Genomic DNA, 18,831 nt, shown 5'->3' with positions numbered 1-18,831 from the left:
GGTATCGCCACAAAGTTGACTTCAACATGTTACCGAAAGTACGATGCTCAACGAAATGTTATTTATTACCAGTGTCCGGTACAACCGCTGCGGCACAATGAAACGCGCCGTTCCTGTCACCGCCTGCGCCGCTCCTGGCGAACTTCAATGAACTCCAGCGCCGAACCGCTCGCATTCGATATTGTCGCGCGCATCGCCGAATGCGCACCCGAGTTGCGTTCAGCCGAACGCAAGGTTGCCGCGCTGATTCTCGACGACCTGACGAGCGCATCGCACGCGAGCATCGGTGAGATCGCGCAGCGCGCGGACGTCAGCATCGCGACCGTCACGCGATTCGCAAAAGCGGTCGGCTGTCGCGATGTGCGGGAGCTTAAACTCAGGCTCGCCCAGGCGGCGGCGGTCGGGCAACGCTTTTTGTCGCATGGCGCGCAGGATGCCGCGCCCGAGCATATCGCGACACGCGTATTCGATGAAGTGCAAACCGCGCTCACGCACAACCATCAACTACTGCTGCAAGCGCCGCTCGCGGACGCAGCCGCCGCGTTGCGCACCGCGCGGATGATCTACGTGTATGGAATGGGCGGCGGTTCCACCGCCCTCGCCGACGAAATGCGCTTCAGACTGGTGCGTCTTGGGCGCCCGGTTGCGACGTATCAGGACGGCCTGCTGCAGCGGATGGTCGCCAGCACGGTATCACGCGATTGTGTCGTGATCGCGCTATCGACCACCGGGCGCGTACCGGAAATGATCGATAGTTGCCGGCTCGCACGCAGTTACGGCGCGACGCTGATCGCGCTGACGGCGCCTGCGTCGCCGCTCGCGAAGCTCGCGGACTGGCTGATTCCGATCGTCGCATTCGAAACCGATTTCATCTACAAGCCTTCGTCATCGCGTTACGCGATGCTGATGGCGCTCGATGTGCTCGTCACCGAGCTCGCGGTCAGTCAGGGCGATGAAAGCCGCGAGTTGCTGCGCCGTATGAAACACGCGCTCGACGCGCATCGCGGCGGTGGCAGCCGTCAACCACTAGGAGATTGATCCATGCACTCTCATCCGGAAGCGGCGGATACGCTGATCGTCGGCGCGCAGCTCTACGACGGCACCGGCGCGCCGCCGGTCGAACGCGACGTCGCGCTGCGCAATGGGCGCATTGCCGCGATCGGCAACCTGTCGAACTGGCTGGCTGAAGAGGTGATCGACGCGAGCGGCCGCGCGCTCGCGCCGGGCTTTATCGACGTCCACACGCACGACGACACGCATGTGATCCGCGCGCCGCAAATGTTGCCGAAGATCTCGCAAGGCGTGACGACGGTGATCGTCGGCAACTGTGGGATCAGCGCATCGCCGGTGACGTTGAAAGGCGATCCGCCCGATCCGATGAATCTGCTCGGCGCGCGCGATGCGTTCAGCTACCCGACGTTCGCCGCGTATGTCGATGCGGTCAATGCCGCGCAGCCGGCGGTCAATGTCGCCGCGCTGATTGGCCATACGGCGCTGCGCAACAACCATATGGACCGGCTCGATCGTGCGGCGAGCGCGCAGGAGATCGAGCAGATGCGCACGCAATTGACCGAAGCGTTGGAGCACGGCGCGCTCGGGCTCAGCTCAGGGCTTGCATACGGCTCGGCGTTTGCCGCGCCGACCGAGGAAGTGATGGCGCTCGCGGAGCCGCTGGCTATCGCGGGCGCGCTGTACACCACGCACATGCGCACCGAGTTCGATGCGATCCTCGATGCGATGGACGAGGCGTACCGGATCGGCCGCCATGCGCGCGTGCCGGTCGTGATTTCGCACCTGAAGTGCGCGGGGCCGGGTAATTGGGGGCGCAGCGGCGAAGTGCTCGAATCGCTGGAACGCGCGCGGCGCATGCACCCGATCGGCTGCGACTGCTATCCGTATAGCCGCAGCTCGTCGACGCTCGATCTGAAGCAGGTGAGCGGCGATATCGACATCACGATTACCTGGTCGACGCCGCATCCGGAGATGGCCGGCAAGCTGATCAAGGACATCGCGAACCAATGGGGCGTGACGCAGCAGCAAGCGGCGCAGCGCCTGCAGCCGGCGGGCGCGGTGTATCACAACATGTCCGAAGACGATGTGCGGCGCATTCTGTCGCACCCGGCCACGATGATCGGCTCGGACGGCCTGCCAAACGATCCGCTACCGCATCCGCGCTTGTGGGGCGCGTTTCCGCGCGTGCTGGGCCACTATGCGCGCGACCAGCAATTGATTTCGCTTGAAGAAGCAGTGCGCAAAATGACGAGCCTGTCGGCGCGCCGCTTCGGGTTGACGCAGCGAGGCGAGGTGCACATCGGCTATCACGCCGATCTGGTGTTGTTCGATCCGGCGCGGGTGCGCGATGTCGCGACTTTCGACACGCCGCAGCAAGCCGCTGCCGGCATTGACGCGGTGTGGGTGAACGGCGTGCTGTCGTATCGCGGTGGCGCGCCGACCGGCGAACGCGCCGGCCGTTTTGTTGCGCGCGGTGCGCGGCCGGCGACGGGCGAGCAGGGTGCGTACCCGACGCCACAAGATTTCTAAACCGTATCTGACTGACAGGGAGTGAGCGATGAAGCGTTATGGCGTGGAAGGCGGTAAGGGCACGGGCGGCCAGCATATGCCGTTTGCGCGGGCGGTCGAAGCGGACGGTTGGCTGTATGTGTCCGGACAGACGCCGATGGAAAACGGTGAAGTGATCAACGGCGGGATTGTCGAGCAGTCGCACAAGGCGCTGCAGAACGTGTTCGCGATTCTTGAAGAAGCCGGTTATGGCGCCGAACACGTCGTGCGCTGCGGTGTATGGCTCGACGATCCGCGCGACTTCGCATCGTTCAACAAGGTGTTTCGCGAATACTTCGGCGAGCATCCGCCGGCGCGCGCGTGCGTCGTGTCGAGCATGGTGATCGACTGCAAAGTGGAAGTGGATTGCGTCGCGTATAAGGCGCCACAAAAGTGATGTTCGGGATCGCATCCGATGCGCGTGCAGGTGTGATCCGCAAGGCCGGGGCAATTTCGACGAGAGTGCGCTTGCAAAAACCGGAGGCGCGACGGCGCTGAGCGCGGACGCCGCCCTCGCTTCATCAGGCGATACGGTGGGGCGCGTGCCGGAGCAAGCGCCGTCAGTCAACGAACCGCAACCCGATGCGCCTGTTCTGACGTCCCTTCTTTTCGATCTTTTCGCAGACCACTCGATCAATCTCGGCCGTGTTGCGCACGTGGGTGCCGCCGCACGGCTGAATGTCGATGCCGCGCACTTCGATCATCTTGACGGCGTTGGCCGAGCGCGGGGGCAAGGCATAGCGATTTCTGACGAGTGCGAGCGCAGTATCGTATTCATTGGGAGAGATCAGGCGAGTTTCGACTTCAATGCGGTCGGCGATCAACGCATTGAGCGACTCCGTAATTTGTTCTTTGGTCAAGGTCGTTTCCGGTAAATCGAAATCCAGCCGGCCTTTGCCTTGTCCGATGCTGCAGCCCGTTACCGGCGCATCAATCAGCGAGCACAGCAGATGCAGGCACGTATGCATTTTCATGTTCAGGTAGCGGGCGGACCAATCGAGTTCAGCGACTATCGCGTCGCCCACGCGCAGCCCCTCATGGCCTTCACCGAGACGATGCCAGATTAGCGAGCGATTCGTGTCGTCCCGAAAGGTGTCGACGATGCGTGTTCTGTTACCGTTCGTTTGCGTCAAATAACCGACATCGCCCTGCTGTCCCCCACCCACTGGATAGAACAGCGTACGATCGAAGCCCAGCAGGTTGTCGCATTTCTCGATGATCGTTGCTTTGAAGCTGCGTTCATACGGCTGCTCATCGAACAACGGCGTTGACGTGTGACTGGTCATCCAGCATCTCCAACAGTTTGTGAGTCAGACGAAAAGGCTGTGAGGCGCACACAGACGCCGCGAACTTGTTCACCGTTTCTGCCTGCGGGCTTCGCCGATTTCAACGCCACCTGTTGCCCTGCCGCCGCGTGCGCCAACTCCCGTCGCATACATCATTGCGGCCAGCAAAATCAGCGCGCCTCCGAAGATCTGTTCGCCGTTCATCAACTTTCCATACGCGAGGAAGTCGACGATCACCGCCACCAGCGGATAGACAAAACCCAGTACCGCGATGCTGGTGGTGAAGGCCTTCTTGAATGCGCCGTAGAGCAGCACATACATGAAGGTCGTGTGCACCAGTCCCAGTGCGGCGATTGCGAAGACCTGGTGGCCAGCGACGGGAAGTCGGTGAAAATCGGCGAGCGGAATGAACGCAAGCGTGCCGATCGCCATATGGCACACCGCGATCACTTCAGGGCGCAGCGTCGTGGCAAGCGATTTGGTCAGCAGTGTCGTTGTCGCGTAAAGCGCGGCTGCCGCCAATGCGCTGCCGATACCCAACAGGTAAGCCGGCGACGGGTGCGCTGTGGCTGGCTGCGCAAGAATTACGACGCCGCAAAACGCAACGACTAGCCAGAACAGCGCAGCACGGGCGGGGCGTTCTTTGCGGATCAGCATGCCCGCCACCACCAGCAGAAAGGGCTGGACGTTATAGACGACCGTGGTGATGCCGATCGACGTCAGGCCGTAAGCGGTAAACAGAAAGTACCAGTTGAAGATCAGCGTCAGCGCACCGAGTGTGAGGTTCAGCAGTTGCCCGCAATCGATACGCAAGCCACGGAAAAACCCCTTGTGCCAGCAGTATGCGGCAAGGCCGAGCATGCCGATTGCGCAACGGAAGAACACCACATTGAATGGGTGTTGTCCGGAAAGCACCACGAAATAGCCTATGGTCCCGGCAATTACCATCGCGCCGAACATATATGCCTGACCCATACGCTCATCGGCCGCTGCTGTAGCGGCCGCGCGCTTCATACCATTCGCCGTCATTTCTGTTGAACCTCTGCTTCCACGTTGATCAGCATGACGTCCCGGTATGCAATGCCATGCGATGATCCGAGCGGCGTGACTGCATGCTTCCTGGTTTTGTCGACGATCAATGTATCGAAAGGCGCAACAAGCCTCAGCACGTTGGTCGGGTGGCCAGTCATGCCGGAGATCACACTGTCAGCGCCGATCGCGTTAGGCGTCAACCGGATCAGATGGATGAACACCAGAGGCTCGTCGTCGACATGCAGCCAGACCGGTGAGCTATATGACGCCCCACCCATCTCCGCCTTGTATCGGATGAAGTGAACGCTGATATTAAGCGTAGCCTTGCCGACTCTGTCGCAATATCGATCGATGAAGCTTGCATCCTCTTTTAGAACGTGCAGAAAAACGTCGTCATCGATCAACTCGTCGTCGATCGGCGGAAACACGCGAACGCGGCCGCCGTCAACTTCATTGGCCGAGTACGACTGGAAGTAGCTCTGGTTGTCGTTTTTCCGGATGCGGCGAGTCGCGCGGTCGTACACGATCTTGATCATGCCGCGGTCGCGCACGGTCGCGTAAGGGTCCGGCTTGACCTGATGGTCGAAGAAATCGACAAAGCGCGTGTGATCCTGCGCGCGCAGGCCATTCATGTAAGTCGCTCCGGATACGAACCGGAATCCGTCCACTATGTTCATGACGTCGTTTTCCCTTGCTTGTTTCTGGATGGAAGCTCGACTCAGTTGAGCCGGTAGCGAAGGCGTTCGGTTGCTTCTGGCGCCGGTGCGTCGCTAATTCGCTGCAGCACTTCGTGCAACGCGTGGTGGACGCCCCATATGTCTCGATACGTGCATGCGCCGTTTGCTAACTCTTTTTGCACATCGGCTTCACGCTGTTGGATCGCATTTGGCCAGCGTCGGTCGGCGCCGGAGCGATGGTGCCAATCGTGGGCGATCAGTGAGCCCTGTACGATCAACAGACGCGCCGGCAAATGAATGAGCAGGTGTTCGAGCGTCCAGGTGGTCCACGCGTACAGCGAGGCGGCGGCCGTCAACTGCGGCGATGGCAGCATGCGACCGCAAAACCGCGCGTGGCTGTTGTCGATATGCGAGTCGCGCACGCTCTGTCCGGCGACGCGCAGTACCCAGGCATGCTCTGTAATGAGGTGAAGCAGCGAGCAAATCTGATAGAGCGTCGTAAGTGGAAGGGCGATCGACACGGCGAAGACTGGCCAGCTCAAAGCGTTGGCAAGTGCGATCAATGCAGCAAACCACACGACCGTCATCGCGACGCGATAGGCCGGCGCCGAAAGCAGATTGCACTTGACCCGTCCCCACAGGAAGCGCACGTGAAAGAGCGGACTGATGCACTGCCAGGCCAGCCGCAGTTTCAGCGTCGCAACCGGCGTGCCGGGCGTCAAACCCAACGTGTAAATAGCGGCAAGATCCTGATCGTCCATCGTGGAGAAGGCTCTGCCGTGGTGCTCGTGCACGTGAAACTTCCGATACGAATCGAACGGCTGGACAATCAACACCGTCGACAGGATCTCGCACATGATCTGGTTCGCACGCCTCGAGCGAAACACAGCATGGTGAACGCCGTGATGAATGATCGTGGCGACGATATATCGGGCACCGGAAACGGTCGAAGTGATGGTGACGACCAGCCAGCCGATGTGCAGCGAGCAACTGAGCACAAGGACGGAACCGCACACGCCCGCGAGCAGCAAAGCCAGCGAGCAAACCACGGGTTCGAGCGTGCTGATCGAACGGGTCGACGTTACCCCTGCAAGTTCTTTACCGGTGAACCAGCTCCAGAAGCGCTGAAAAGGCAGGCGTCGATATGATTCGCGTGTGCATGCCGAAATATAAGAGTCGTGTTTAAGATTCATCGATATCAGATTCGAACATTCTTAAAGAATATGCGGCGCGAACGGGATGGGATGGGGCGCTAAGGCGTGGATGTTCACTCTCGAGAGTATTCGCATGCGTCTCGTTCGCCATGTAGACTCAAGGCCGAGACAGCCGCTGCACAAAAGCTGAGCGGGATTTCAGCGGATCTTGCGAGGTATACACACTGCATACCTGGTTAGGTTGACTGATTATTAAAGCGATGAAAGTGAAATTGAGACGAATGCAGAAGTACGTCGAGACGTCACCTTCTTCGTTCAATCTGGCGGGTACGGGAGCGGATTCGTACAGGCTGAGTTGATGCGACTGCAGCGGGTGGCGGCGCAAGCGCGCTTGGTTCCGGTGCGGCGTCGGATCGGAAATTGCCTGCGGGATTTCAGACGGCGCAGCTAACGTTTCGCACGCGCCGCGCTGCTATGTTGGGCTGACCGTGTAGCGGCAACGCGGGGGTGTCCCCATGCACGTATCGATGGAGCGCGCATAACCGGGCCTTCCTCGCGCGGACCGGAAAACGCAATTGCGAAAGCACGGCGAGATTACTGCCGAGCGGTACGCAGATTGTCAGGCATCGGCAGATTGAAATTCGTGCGGAACGGGTTGATATCGAGTCCGCCGCGCCGCGTATAGCGTGCGTAAATCGCGAGCTTTACAGGCTGGCACGCGTCCAGCAAATCGACGAACATCTTTTCGACGCACTGCTCGTGAAACCCGGTGTGCGTCCGGTAAGAAATGATGTAACGCAACAGCGACGCCTGATCGATTTGCGGCCCGACATAGTGAATCTGCACGCTGCCCCAATCGGGCTGGCCGGTGACCGGGCAATTCGACTTCAGCAGGTTCGAATAAAGCGTTTCTTCGACCGGTGCTTCGTCGAGCGCTGCCTTCAGCAGCGACGCGTCCGGTTGATAGACCTCAGTATCGAGATCGAGCCGGTCGAGCGACAGCCCGTCGAGCTCATCGAGCTTGAGCTTGCCGAATTCCGCCGGCCCGTACAGATGCAGCGAAACCGTTGCGCCACAGCACGCGGAAACATCGCGCCTGATCGTATCCCGCACGATGTCGGCTGAGTCGAACTTCGTTTGCGCGAACGAACCGAGATAAAGCTTGAACGACTTCGATTCGACGATATTCGGCGAATCCGCCGGCACATAAAACGTCGCGACCGCAATTTGCGGCTTGCCACGCGCATTGAGCCATGACAGTTCGTACGCGTTCCAGATATCGGTGCCGAAAAACGGCAGCCGCGCGCCGATGCCGATCTGCTCACGCGCATTGCTTCGCGCAATCGGAAAGAGCAACGATGCGTCGTACTGTTCGAGATACGCGGCGGGTTTGCCGAGCGGGGATTGGTCGGGTGTCATGATGCATTCACGATGCCGCTGACGACGTGCCCGGTCGCGGTCACGCCGCGGGCCCGGGCTGCTTCGCAGTGGCCAATTTGATCGTCGAAGAAGAAGTCGGGCTCGAATTCGCGCAAGAACGCGCCTTTTTCGAGGCCGCCGAGGAACATCGCTTCGTCGATTTCGATATTCCACGCCATCAGCGTACGGATCGCCCGCTCATGCGCGGGCGCCGAGCGCGCGGTGACGAGCGCGGTGCGGATCTGCATCGGCGCGGCGTCGTCCGCGAGTTTTTGCAGCCGGTGCAGTGCTTCGAGCAGCGGCTTGAGCGGGCCGTCGGCAAGCGGCAACGTGCGGTTGTCGGTCTCGTGACCGACGAACGCTTGCAGCCCATCCCGTTGAAACACGCGTTCTGCTTCGTCGGAGAACAGCACCGCGTCGCCGTCGAATGCGATGCGGATTTCGTTCGGATACTTGCTCGCCATGCGTGCCGACTCCGGCAGCACACGCGCGGCGGGAAACCCGGCCGCTAGCGCGTCGCGCACGTCGTCCTGGTTCGCGGACAGAAACAGCGACGCGTTTAGCGGATGCAGATAGCCGAACGGCGCGCGGCCGCGCGTGAACACGCCGCGCTCGATCGCGAGACCGTGCTCGCGCGCCGAACTGAACGCGCGCAAACCGCTGATCGGATCGCTGCGCGACAAAATCACCACTTCGACGCGCCGCGTGCCGGTGTTCAGCGCGAGCAGCTTGCGCATCAGCGGAAATGCGACGCCCGGCTTCGCGGGCACATCGAGACGTTCACGCTGCAACGCTTCATACGCGCGCAAGTCGCCATCTTCGTACACGCGGTTTTCTTCTTCGAAGTCGAACAGCGCGCGCGACGAGATCGCGACCACCAGTTTGTCTTCGAGCGTGAAGGCCATAGTGAAGTCGATTGCTTCGGGTTGCGTTGCCGCCACTTACGCGAGGAACAGCCGATAAACCGGGTTCGCGGATTCTTCCCAGTGCGGATAACCGAGCGTCGACAGAAAGCGCGCGAATTCGCTGTCTTCGCTCGCGGGCACCTGGATGCCGACGAGGATCGAACTGTAGTCCGCACCCTGATTCCGGTAGTGGAACAGGCTGATATTCCAGTTCGGCGCCATCGACGACAAAAACTTCATCAGCGCGCCCGGCCGCTCCGGAAACTCGAAGCGGAACAGACGCTCATGGTGAGCGAGCGGCGAGCGGCCGCCGACCATATAGCGGATGTGTTGCTTCGACAGTTCGTCGCCGGTCAGATCGACGGTCGCGAAACCATGCGCGTCGAGCGAAGCCGCGATGCGCGCGGACTCGTCGCGGCTCCTGATCTGCACGCCGACGAAGATATGCGCGGACTTCGCATCGGCGATCCGGTAATTGAACTCGGTGACGCTGCGCGTGCCGATCAGCTCGCAAAAGCGCTTGAAGCTGCCGCGCTCTTCCGGAATCGTGACTGCGAACACCGCTTCGCGCGCTTCACCGACTTCCGCACGTTCGGCAACGAAACGCATCCGGTCGAAGTTCATATTCGCGCCGGAGGTGACCGCGATCAGCGTCTGGTTCTCGATGCCTTCACGCTCCGCATATTGCTTCGCGCCCGCAACCGAAAGCGAGCCGGCCGGTTCGAGCACGCTGCGCGTGTCCTGGAACACGTCCTTGATGGCTGCGCACAATGCGTCGGTATCGACAGTCAGCACTTCATCGAGATACTTCTGACAGAGACGGAACGTCTCTTCACCGACCAGCTTCACTGCGGTGCCGTCCGAAAAGAGGCCGACTTCGTTCAGCGTCACGCGCTCGCCCGCGGCGATCGACTGCGCCATCGCGCAGGAGTCTTCGGTCTGCACGCCGATCACCTTGATCTCCGGGCGCACCTCTTTCACGTACGCAGCGATGCCGGCCGCGAGACCCCCGCCGCCGATCGGGACGAAGATCGCGTGAATCGGGCCTTGATGCTGGCTCAGCACTTCCATCGCGACCGTGCCCTGGCCGGCTATCACATACGGATCGTCGAACGGATGAACGAAGGTCAGCCCTTGCTCTTCCTGCACGCGCGTCGCATGCGCATAAGCGTCGCTATACGATTCGCCCGCCTGCACGACTTCGACGGTCGGACCGCCGTGCGCGCGCACCGCGTCGACTTTCACCTGCGGCGTCGTGACCGGCACGACGATGATTGCTTTCACGCCAAGGCGCGCCGCCGACAGCGCGACGCCTTGCGCGTGATTGCCCGCCGACGCGGTAATCACGCCGCGCGACAACGCCTCGGCCGGAATATGCGCCATCTTGTTGTAGGCGCCGCGGACCTTGAACGAGAACACCGGCTGGTTGTCTTCGCGCTTCAGGTAAACCGGATTACGCAGCCGGGCGGACAGGTTCCGCGCGAGCTCGAGCTCGGTCTCCCGGGCGACGTCATACACGCGCGCGGTCAGGATTTTCTTTAGATAGTCGTTGGAAGCCATGCGATTCACGGCGCAAAGCGCGGCGTAGGACGGTAAAAGGTCAATGATAGCGCCATCCGCGCACGCTCTGGCCCGTAGGCAATGCCGGAAGATTCGCGCAACGCACACGGCATGCGTACAGAAGGTGCACGTTTGGCATGCGCCGTCGTCTGCAAAGCCGACCGTTCGGTCGGCAAATCCAGCGCTCCGGCGGGCGTCTGACGTGCCGCAAATGCCCATGGCGTCGTCACGGAGGCGTCAACGCGCCCAAGGATGATGCGGTAGAATCGACTTTTGGAACAAGGATCGGAAGATGCACTGGCAGCCTCGGATCGCCCATCTGGTGCCCGTCCCGCGCGAGTCTCGGCCCGCGGCACAGCGGCACGCGCGGCATGCACGATCGTGTAGCGGTATCTGAGCCTGCGAAGCAGTCTGTGAAGCGGCCAGCGTGAGTGATTCCGCCGGCGCGCAAGTCGCGATAGAGCTTCGCTCAAGAGAAGAATTCCCAGCATTGCGCCCCACGCGCATCGTCAGCCGATGCCGTCGCCTAAAGAGACCCGCGACGGCAATCCGGGCCTGACTCACCGAGTCGTCCAACCATGAACGCACCTCAAGTATTCGATCCGCACGGCGCCGCCCACGCAGTGGCCGTCGATCCCGCCCCGCGCCTGCGCGAAATTCCCTATAACTACACGTCGTTTTCCGATCGCGAAATCGTCATCCGGTTGCTCGGCCACGACGCGTGGGCCGCGCTCGACGAATTGCGCAGCGAGCGCCGCACCGGCCGTTCGGCGCGGATGCTGTACGAGGTGCTCGGCGACATCTGGGTCGTGCGCCGCAACCCGTATCTGCAGGACGACCTGCTCGACAATCCGAAGCGTCGCAAGCTGCTGATCGAAGCGCTGCATCACCGCCTCGCGGAAATCGAAAAGCGCCGCCGCGCGGACCTCACCGAGCATCATGACGACGCCGGCGTCGATCGCGCCGCGCGTGTCGAGACGCTGGTCGCCGCGGCACGGCGCGCGGTCGAAGCGTTCGCGAACGAGTTCGAGCAAAGCGCCGATCTGCGCCGCCGCGCGCTGCGCGAACTGGGCCGCCGCACGCAGAAGGACAACATTCGTTTCGACGGGCTGTCGCGCGTATCGCATGTGACCGATGCGACCGACTGGCGCGTCGAGTATCCGTTTGTCGTGCTGACGCCGGATAGCGAAGACGAAATCGCGGGCCTCGTGAAAGCGTGCTTCGAGCTCGGGCTGACGGTGATCCCGCGTGGCGGCGGTACCGGCTACACCGGTGGCGCGGTGCCGCTGACGCCGTTTTCCGCGGTGATCAATACCGAGAAGCTCGAAAAGCTCGGCGCGGTCGAGTTGGCCGATCTGCCGGGCGTCGAGCGCAAGGTGCCGACCATTTACTCCGGCGCGGGCGTCGTCACGCGCCGCGTGACCGAAGCGGCCGAGCAGGCGGGCTACGTGTTCGCGGTCGACCCGACGTCGCTCGACGCATCGTGCATCGGCGGCAATATCGCGATGAACGCGGGCGGCAAGAAGGCGGTGCTATGGGGCACCGCGCTCGACAATCTCGCGTGGTGGCGGATGGTCGATCCGGAAGGCAACTGGCTCGAAGTCACGCGGCTCGATCACAACCTCGGCAAGATTCACGATATTCCGGTTGCGCGCTTCGAACTGAAGTGGTTCGACGGCGAATATGCGCCGGGCGAAAAGCTGCTGCGCACCGAGTTGCTCGACATCGAAGGGCGGCGCTTCCGGAAGGAAGGCCTCGGCAAGGACGTCACCGACAAATTCCTCGCCGGCCTGCCGGGCGTGCAGAAGGAAGGTTGCGATGGGCTCATCACGTCCGCGCGCTGGGTGCTGCACAAGATGCCCGCGCATACGCGCACCGTCTGCCTCGAGTTTTTCGGCCAGGCGCGCGAGGCGATTCCGAGCATCGTCGAGATCAAGGACTACCTGTTCGAAACGTCGCGTGAGGGCGGCGCGATTCTCGCGGGCCTCGAGCATCTGGACGAGCGCTATCTGCGCGCGGTCGGCTATGCGACGAAGAGCAAGCGCAATGCGTTTCCGAAGATGGTGCTGATCGGCGATATCGTCGGCGACGATGCGGACAAAGTCGCGGCCGCGACCTCCGAAGTCGTGCGGATGGCGAACGGCAAAAGCGGCGAAGGCTTCGTCGCGGTCAGCGCGGAGGCGCGCAAGCGCTTCTGGCTCGACCGCAGCCGGACCGCGGCGATCGCGAAGCACACCAACGCGTTCAAGATCAACGAAGACGTCGTGATTCCGTTGAACCGGATGGGCGAGTACACCGACGGCATCGAACGCATCAACATCGAGCTGTCGATCAAGAACAAGCTGCAACTGGTCGATGCGCTCGAAGCGTTCTTCAAGGCCGGCAAGCTTCCGCTCGGCAAGACCGATGACGCGAACGAGATTCCGAGCGCCGAACTGCTCGAAGATCGCGTGCAGCATGCGCTCGAGTTGCTGAATCAGGTGCGCGCGCGCTGGACCTTCCTGCGCGACAAGCTCGATCTGTCGCTGCGCGAAGCGCAGCACTATCTGGTCGGGCTCGGCTATGCACCGCTCGCGGAAAAATTCGCGGACCGGGTCGACGCACAGCCGGGCGTCACCGTGTTCGACGTCACGCAGGACCGCACGATACGCGTATCGTGGAAGCAGGAAATTCGCGCGGAATTGCGGCAGATTTTCAACGGCGGCGAGTTCAAGCCGATCCTCGACGAAGCGCAGGCCATTCACAAGCAGGTGCTGCGCGGCCGGGTGTTCGTCGCGCTGCACATGCACGCGGGCGACGGCAACGTTCATACGAACATCCCCGTCAACTCCGACAACTACGAGATGCTGCAGGACGCGCATACGGCGGTCGCGCGCATCATGAAGCTCGCGCGCTCGCTTGACGGCGTGATTTCCGGCGAGCACGGCATCGGTATCACGAAGCTCGAATTCCTCACCGACGACGAAATCGCCGAATTCCGCGCGTACAAGCAGCGCGTCGATCCGCGCGGACGCTTTAACGCCGGCAAGCTGCTCGAGGGCGCGGACCTGCGCAACGCGTACACGCCGAGCTTCGGCCTGATGGGTTACGAGTCGCTGATCATGCAGCAGTCCGATATTGGCGCGATCGCCGACTCGGTGAAGGACTGCCTGCGCTGCGGGAAATGCAAGCCGGTGTGCGCGACGCACGTGCCGCGCGCGAACCTGCTGTACAGCCCGCGCAACAAGATTCTCGCGACGTCGCTGCTGGTCGAAGCGTTCCTGTACGAGGAGCAGACGCGCCGCGGCGTGTCGATCAAGCATTGGGACGAGTTCAACGACGTCGCCGATCACTGCACGGTCTGTCACAAATGCGCGACGCCGTGTCCGGTGAAGATCGACTTCGGCGATGTGACGATGAACATGCGCAACCTGCTGCGCAAGATGGGCAAGAAGAAGTTCAACCCGGGCAATGCGGCGGGCATGTTCTTCCTGAACGCGACCAATCCACAGACCATCAATCTCGCGCGTACCGCGATGATGGGCGTCGGCTACAAGGCGCAACGGCTGGGCAACGACGTGCTGAAGAAGTTCGCGAAGAAGCAGACCGCGCATCCGCCAGCAACCACGGGCAAGCCGCCGGTTGTCGAGCAGGTCATTCACTTCATGAACAAGAAGATGCCGGGCAATCTGCCGAAGAAGACGGCGCGCGCGCTGCTCGACATCGAAGACAACAAGATCGTGCCGATCATCCGCAACCCGAAGGCGACCACCGTCGATTCGGAAGCGGTGTTCTACTTTCCGGGCTGCGGCTCCGAGCGCCTGTTCTCGCAGGTCGGCCTCGCGACGCAGGCGATGCTTTGGGAAGCGGGTGTGCAAACGGTATTGCCGCCTGGCTATCTGTGCTGTGGTTACCCGCAGCGCGGCTCGGGTCAGTACGACAAGGCCGAGCAGATCGTCACCGATAACCGCGTGCTGTTCCATCGCGTCGCGAACACGCTGAACTACCTGGACATCAAAACGGTCGTCGTGTCGTGCGGCACCTGCTACGACCAGCTCGCCGGTTACGAATTCGACAAGATCTTCCCGGGCTGCCGGATTATCGACATCCACGAATTCCTGCTGGAAAAGGGCATCAAGCTCGATGGCGTAAAGGGGACCCGCTACATGTATCACGACCCTTGCCATACGCCGATCAAGACGATCGACCCGGTCAAGCTCGTCAACCAGTTGATGGGCTCGGAGCACGACGGTTACAAGATCGAAAAGAACGACCGCTGCTGCGGTGAATCCGGCACGCTGGCGGTGACGCGTCCGGACGTGTCGACGCAAGTGCGTTTTCGCAAGGAAGAGGAAATCCGCAAGGGCGCGGCGAAGCTGCGCGGCATTGCGCTCGTCGCCGAGGCCGGCTCGAATGCGATCAATATGGCCAATGCAGCGGCCGGTGCTGCCGGCGCGGCGTCCGGCTCGGTGCTGAAGGCCGGCGACGGACCGCAACCCGGCGCGGCGGCGGCTGGCGCAAAGGCGGCAAATGGTGGCGCGACGGACGTGAAAATCCTGACCAGCTGCCCGTCATGTTTGCAAGGCCTGTCGCGCTACAACGAAGACGCGAACATCGAAGCGGACTATATCGTGGTGGAAATTGCACGCCACGTGCTCGGCGAGAACTGGATGGCCGACTACGTTCAGCGCGCGAATAATGGCGGAATCGAACGCGTGCTGGTCTAATGCACGCATGACGTTAGGCGCTCGAGGGCGACGATGGATTGTATTTTCTGCCGCGAAGACGGCGGCGATATCTTGTGGCAGGACGACACGCTGCGTGTCGTTCTTGCCGACGAACCGGATTACCCGGGGTTCTGCCGGGTAATCTGGACTCAGCACGTGGCCGAGTTTTCCGACCTGGCCGATGCGGAGCGCGACCGCGTAATGCGCACCGTGAATGCGGTCGAACGCGCGATGCGGCGCATTCTGAAACCGGTGAAGATCAACCTGGCGAGCCTTGGCAACCAGGTGCCGCACGTGCACTGGCATGTAATTCCGCGCTTTTCGAACGACGCGCACTTCCCGTTGCCGATCTGGGCGCCGCGTCAGCGGACCGTGTCGGAAGCGATGCTGTCGCAGCGTCGTGCGCAGGCCACGCTACTGCGCGACGCAGTGCGTGGCGAGATCGAACAGGCTCTCGCTTGAGGTGACCATGAGTGGACTGACTTCCGACACGCCGGTGCCGACCGGGGTTGTCGTGCACGCGGTGTCGCGTGTGCTGGAACTGCAATATGCAAATGGCGTGTCGTACCGGGTGGCGTTCGAGCTGCTGCGCGTGTACTCGCCTTCGGCCGAGGTGCGCGGCCACGGGCCCGGCCAGGAGACACTGCAAACGGGCAAGCGCGACGTGACCATCACCGCGCTCGAAGGCGTCGGCAACTATGCGATTCAGCCGACCTTCTCGGACGGCCATTCGACTGGCATCTATTCATGGGACCTGCTGTGGGATCTCGCGACTCGCCAGGACGAACTGTGGCGCGAGTATCTCGACTCTCTCGCGGCTGCAGGCGTCGACCGTGACGCGCCGATGGCCGCCGCGCAGGCGCCGCACGGGCACGGCCACTGCCACTGACGCGGGCTGGTACCATTCGCCCGCGCGCCGCTTCGATGCGGCGCAACAATCGTCAAAAAACGCGAAAGGACAAGCGCGATGAGCAAAACCCACTTCGGCTATCAGACGGTCGACGAACAGGACAAAGCGAAGAAGGTGGCGGGCGTATTCCACTCGGTCGCCTCGAACTATGACCTGATGAACGACCTGATGTCGGGCGGGCTGCATCGCGCTTGGAAGGCTTTCACGATCTCGCAGGCGAACGTGCGGACGGGCTTCAAGGTGCTCGACCTCGCGGGCGGCACCGGCGACCTGTCGAAGGCCTTCGCGAAGCAGGCCGGGCCCACCGGCGAGGTCTGGCATACCGACATCAACGAATCGATGTTGCGCGTGGGCCGCGACCGGCTGCTGGACAAGGGCGTGGTGACGCCTGCGCTGCTCTGCGACGCGGAGCAGATTCCGTTTCCGGACAATTACTTCGACGTGGTCACAGTGGCATTCGGCTTGCGCAACATGACGCACAAGGATGCCGCGTTGGCCGAAATGCGCCGTGTGCTGAAACCGGGCGGGCGCGTGCTCGTGCTCGAGTTCTCAAAAGTGTGGGACCCGCTGAAGAAGGCGTACGACGTCTATTCTTTCAAGGTGTTGCCGTGGCTTGGCGAGCGTTTCGCCAAAGACGCGGAGAGTTATCGCTACCTGGCCGAATCGATCCGGATGCACCCGGACCAGGAAACTTTAAAAACGATGATGGAACAAGCTGGCATCGACGGCGTCAAATATTACAATTTGTCAGCTGGCGTGGTAGCCTTGCATACCGGGACAAAGTATTAGCGTCCCTAACCTCTCGTTTCTTAAAGGAATTTGCAGAAATGTCCGATTCGAATCTGTTATCTCATCGTAAGGTTGTGGGGCCATGGGCGAGGAGAATCGGGCTGCTCGCGATGGTCGGTCTGCTCACCGTCGGCACGCTGGCTTCGCTTGATGCTGAAGCGCGACGCATGGGCGGCGGGCGCAGTTTCGGCCGGCAGTCGAACGAGTCGTCGATGATGCAGCGGCAAACCACGCCGCCGTCGCAGCCCACGCAGCCAGGCCAGGGCGCGCAGACGCAGCGCGCGCAGCCGGCGCCGGCTCCCGCGCCTGCAATGCAGCCTAACCGCTCGCGCTGGCTCGGTCCGATCGCGGGTCTCGCCGCCGGTCTCGGTATCGCGGCGCTGTTGTCGCACTTCGGGCTTGGCGAGGCGTTCGCAGGCGCAATGGCCAACTTCATCGTTATCGCGCTGATCGCGTTCGTTGCGATCTGGCTGATCCGCAAATTCTTCGGCCGCAAGCGCGACGCGAACGCGCCGGCGTACGCGGGCGGCTCGCCGACGCTCAACGCGGGTGGCACCGGCTACTCGCAGGAGCCGCGCTATACCGCGCCGCCTAGCGGTTCGTACCTCGAGCCGCAAGGCAATCCGTTGAACACGCCGCGTGTCGAGACTGCCGCGGCGCTGCCCGCGAACTTCGACTCGGAAGCGTTCCTGCGCAATGCGAAGGTGTATTTCGTGCGACTGCAGGCAGCATGGGATACCGGCAACATGGCCGACATCCGCGAGTTCACGACGCCCGAGATGTTCGCGGAGGTCAAGATCGATCTCGATTCGCGCGGTCAGGAGCGCAACCAGACGGACGTCGTGCAACTGAATGCGGAATTGCTCGGCATCGAAGACCGCGCCGACGAATACCTCGCGAGCGTGCGCTTTTCCGGGCTGATTCGCGAGACGGTTGGAGGCGCGGCCGAGCCTTTCGCCGAGATCTGGAATCTGTCGAAATCGACGAAGAGCGGCGAAGGCTGGTTGCTGGCCGGCATTCAGCAGGTTACGCATCACTGACTTCGCCGCCGCGGTGAACAGACCGCGGTGAGGAGTCAATAGCCCGTTCGGCAGAGGAGGCCGGAAAGAGAACGGACGCTACAATAGGAACCCGCGCAGGCAAGCCGCTTGCGCGGGTTTTTTCATTCCAACACCCGATGACTCTTGCCGCCAAGCCCTTTGCCGCTGCCGTCAACCATCTGCTCGCCCGCGAATCGTGGGCTCGCGAGCGCCTCGCTCCTTATGCCGGGAAGATTGCCCGGCTGTCGTGTTCTCCGGTCGTCATGATGCTGTTGGTGCAGCCGGAAGGCTATGTCGCCGCCGTCGACGAAAGCGCGGCGCCGCAGGTGGATGTCACGGTGTCGGTGCCCGCCGATGCGCTGCCGGTGTTTCTGCAAGGCGGCCAGGCGGCGGTGATGAAGCATGTAAAGATCGAAGGGGATGCGGAGTTCGCCACGTTGATCGCGAAGCTCGCCGAGCATCTGCGCTGGGAGCCGGAGGAAGATCTCGCGCGGTTTATCGGCGATGGGCCCGCATGGCGAATCGCGTCGTTTGCGCGCTCGGTCGGCGAGCATGCGCGCCGCACCGGGCGCAATCTGCTCGACTCGGTCGCCGAATATCTGCTCGATGAAAACCCGCAGCTCGTGCGCCGCGCCGCGCTAGACGGCTTCAACGCCGAACTCGCGCGCGCCCGCGATACGCTTGCGCGCGTCGAAAAGCGCATCGAGCGCGTCGAACAGAAGGTCGAAGCCCGCGGCAATGCTGCGCCGGGTGCCGCCGCCAACGCGCGCGGCACGCGCTAGTCACCGGGCTCA

16 protein-coding genes are annotated in these 18,831 nt (G+C 62.2%); 9 read left to right on the top strand and 7 right to left on the bottom strand.

The genetic code is table 11. The features are described 5' to 3' along the window. The first annotated feature begins 147 nt into the window (after positions 1 to 147). From BX592_RS05085 to BX592_RS05075, 3 genes are read left to right on the top strand one after another with little or no spacing between them, the layout of a single operon-like run. Entirely contained in the window at positions 148 to 1,038 is an 891-nt protein-coding gene (locus BX592_RS05085; RefSeq protein ID WP_134190574.1) for a MurR/RpiR family transcriptional regulator, read from the top strand. A 3-nt stretch (positions 1,039 to 1,041) separates the two neighbouring features. Beyond that, positions 1,042 to 2,541: an N-acyl-D-amino-acid deacylase family protein gene (locus BX592_RS05080; RefSeq protein WP_134190573.1), complete on the top strand. Its 1,500-nt coding sequence runs from the start codon at positions 1,042 to 1,044 to the stop codon at positions 2,539 to 2,541. A gap of 28 nt (positions 2,542 to 2,569) precedes the next feature. Then, positions 2,570 to 2,956 (top strand): RidA family protein, encoded by a 387-nt coding sequence (locus BX592_RS05075; protein ID WP_134190572.1) that lies wholly within the window; start codon positions 2,570 to 2,572, stop codon positions 2,954 to 2,956. A gap of 163 nt (positions 2,957 to 3,119) precedes the next feature. On the opposite strand, the gene BX592_RS05070 is transcribed toward BX592_RS05075, so the two are convergent. From BX592_RS05070 to ilvA, 7 genes are all read right to left on the bottom strand, one after another. Next, positions 3,120 to 3,845, bottom strand: coding sequence for an alanyl-tRNA editing protein (locus BX592_RS05070; RefSeq protein ID WP_134190571.1), 726 nt, complete (start codon positions 3,843 to 3,845; stop codon positions 3,120 to 3,122). A 69-nt stretch (positions 3,846 to 3,914) separates the two neighbouring features. Beyond that, a complete protein-coding gene (locus BX592_RS05065; protein WP_134190570.1) occupies positions 3,915 to 4,874 on the bottom strand; it encodes a DMT family transporter in 960 nt (319 codons plus the stop codon). After that, entirely contained in the window at positions 4,871 to 5,554 is a 684-nt protein-coding gene (locus BX592_RS05060; protein ID WP_134190569.1) for a 2OG-Fe dioxygenase family protein, read from the bottom strand. The genes BX592_RS05065 and BX592_RS05060 overlap by 4 nt, the downstream gene beginning before the upstream one ends. Positions 5,555 to 5,595: 41 nt before the next feature. Then, positions 5,596 to 6,585, bottom strand: coding sequence for a fatty acid desaturase (locus BX592_RS05055; protein WP_243849319.1), 990 nt, complete (start codon positions 6,583 to 6,585; stop codon positions 5,596 to 5,598). 717 nt (positions 6,586 to 7,302) lie between these two features. Then, positions 7,303 to 8,127: an NADPH-dependent 7-cyano-7-deazaguanine reductase QueF gene (gene queF / locus BX592_RS05050; protein ID WP_134190568.1), complete on the bottom strand. Its 825-nt coding sequence runs from the start codon at positions 8,125 to 8,127 to the stop codon at positions 7,303 to 7,305. After that, positions 8,124 to 9,032, bottom strand: a complete 909-nt coding sequence (locus BX592_RS05045) for a 5'-nucleotidase (RefSeq protein WP_134190567.1) — start codon at positions 9,030 to 9,032, stop codon at positions 8,124 to 8,126. Before BX592_RS05045 ends, queF begins: the two co-directional genes overlap by 4 nt. 36 nt (positions 9,033 to 9,068) lie before the next feature. Further along, complete coding sequence (gene ilvA, locus BX592_RS05040; RefSeq protein WP_134190566.1) at positions 9,069 to 10,592, bottom strand: threonine ammonia-lyase, biosynthetic; 1,524 nt, start codon at positions 10,590 to 10,592, stop codon at positions 9,069 to 9,071. A 578-nt stretch (positions 10,593 to 11,170) separates the two neighbouring features. Between ilvA and BX592_RS05035 the strand changes: the two genes are divergently transcribed. From BX592_RS05035 to BX592_RS05010, 6 genes are all read left to right on the top strand, one after another. Further along, entirely contained in the window at positions 11,171 to 15,298 is a 4,128-nt protein-coding gene (locus tag BX592_RS05035; protein WP_134190565.1) for a DUF3683 domain-containing protein, read from the top strand. A gap of 33 nt (positions 15,299 to 15,331) precedes the next feature. Beyond that, positions 15,332 to 15,760: an HIT family protein gene (locus BX592_RS05030; protein WP_134190564.1), complete on the top strand. Its 429-nt coding sequence runs from the start codon at positions 15,332 to 15,334 to the stop codon at positions 15,758 to 15,760. 7 nt (positions 15,761 to 15,767) lie between these two features. Beyond that, positions 15,768 to 16,187, top strand: a complete 420-nt coding sequence (locus BX592_RS05025; RefSeq protein WP_134190563.1) for a gamma-butyrobetaine hydroxylase family protein — start codon at positions 15,768 to 15,770, stop codon at positions 16,185 to 16,187. Between the two features lie 78 nt (positions 16,188 to 16,265). After that, positions 16,266 to 16,997: a bifunctional demethylmenaquinone methyltransferase/2-methoxy-6-polyprenyl-1,4-benzoquinol methylase UbiE gene (ubiE, locus tag BX592_RS05020; RefSeq protein ID WP_134190562.1), complete on the top strand. Its 732-nt coding sequence runs from the start codon at positions 16,266 to 16,268 to the stop codon at positions 16,995 to 16,997. Positions 16,998 to 17,035: 38 nt separating this feature from the next. Then, entirely contained in the window at positions 17,036 to 18,037 is a 1,002-nt protein-coding gene (locus BX592_RS05015) for a Tim44 domain-containing protein (protein WP_134190561.1), read from the top strand. Positions 18,038 to 18,174: 137 nt separating this feature from the next. After that, positions 18,175 to 18,819, top strand: a complete 645-nt coding sequence (locus tag BX592_RS05010) for a ubiquinone biosynthesis accessory factor UbiJ (protein ID WP_134190560.1) — start codon at positions 18,175 to 18,177, stop codon at positions 18,817 to 18,819. Positions 18,820 to 18,831 lie beyond the last annotated feature (12 nt).

Source organism: Paraburkholderia rhizosphaerae (assembly GCF_004366595.1).
GTDB lineage: Bacteria > Pseudomonadota > Gammaproteobacteria > Burkholderiales > Burkholderiaceae > Paraburkholderia > Paraburkholderia rhizosphaerae.
Note: the sequence above shows the minus strand (reverse complement) of the source record. Positions and strands in the feature narration are given on the sequence as shown.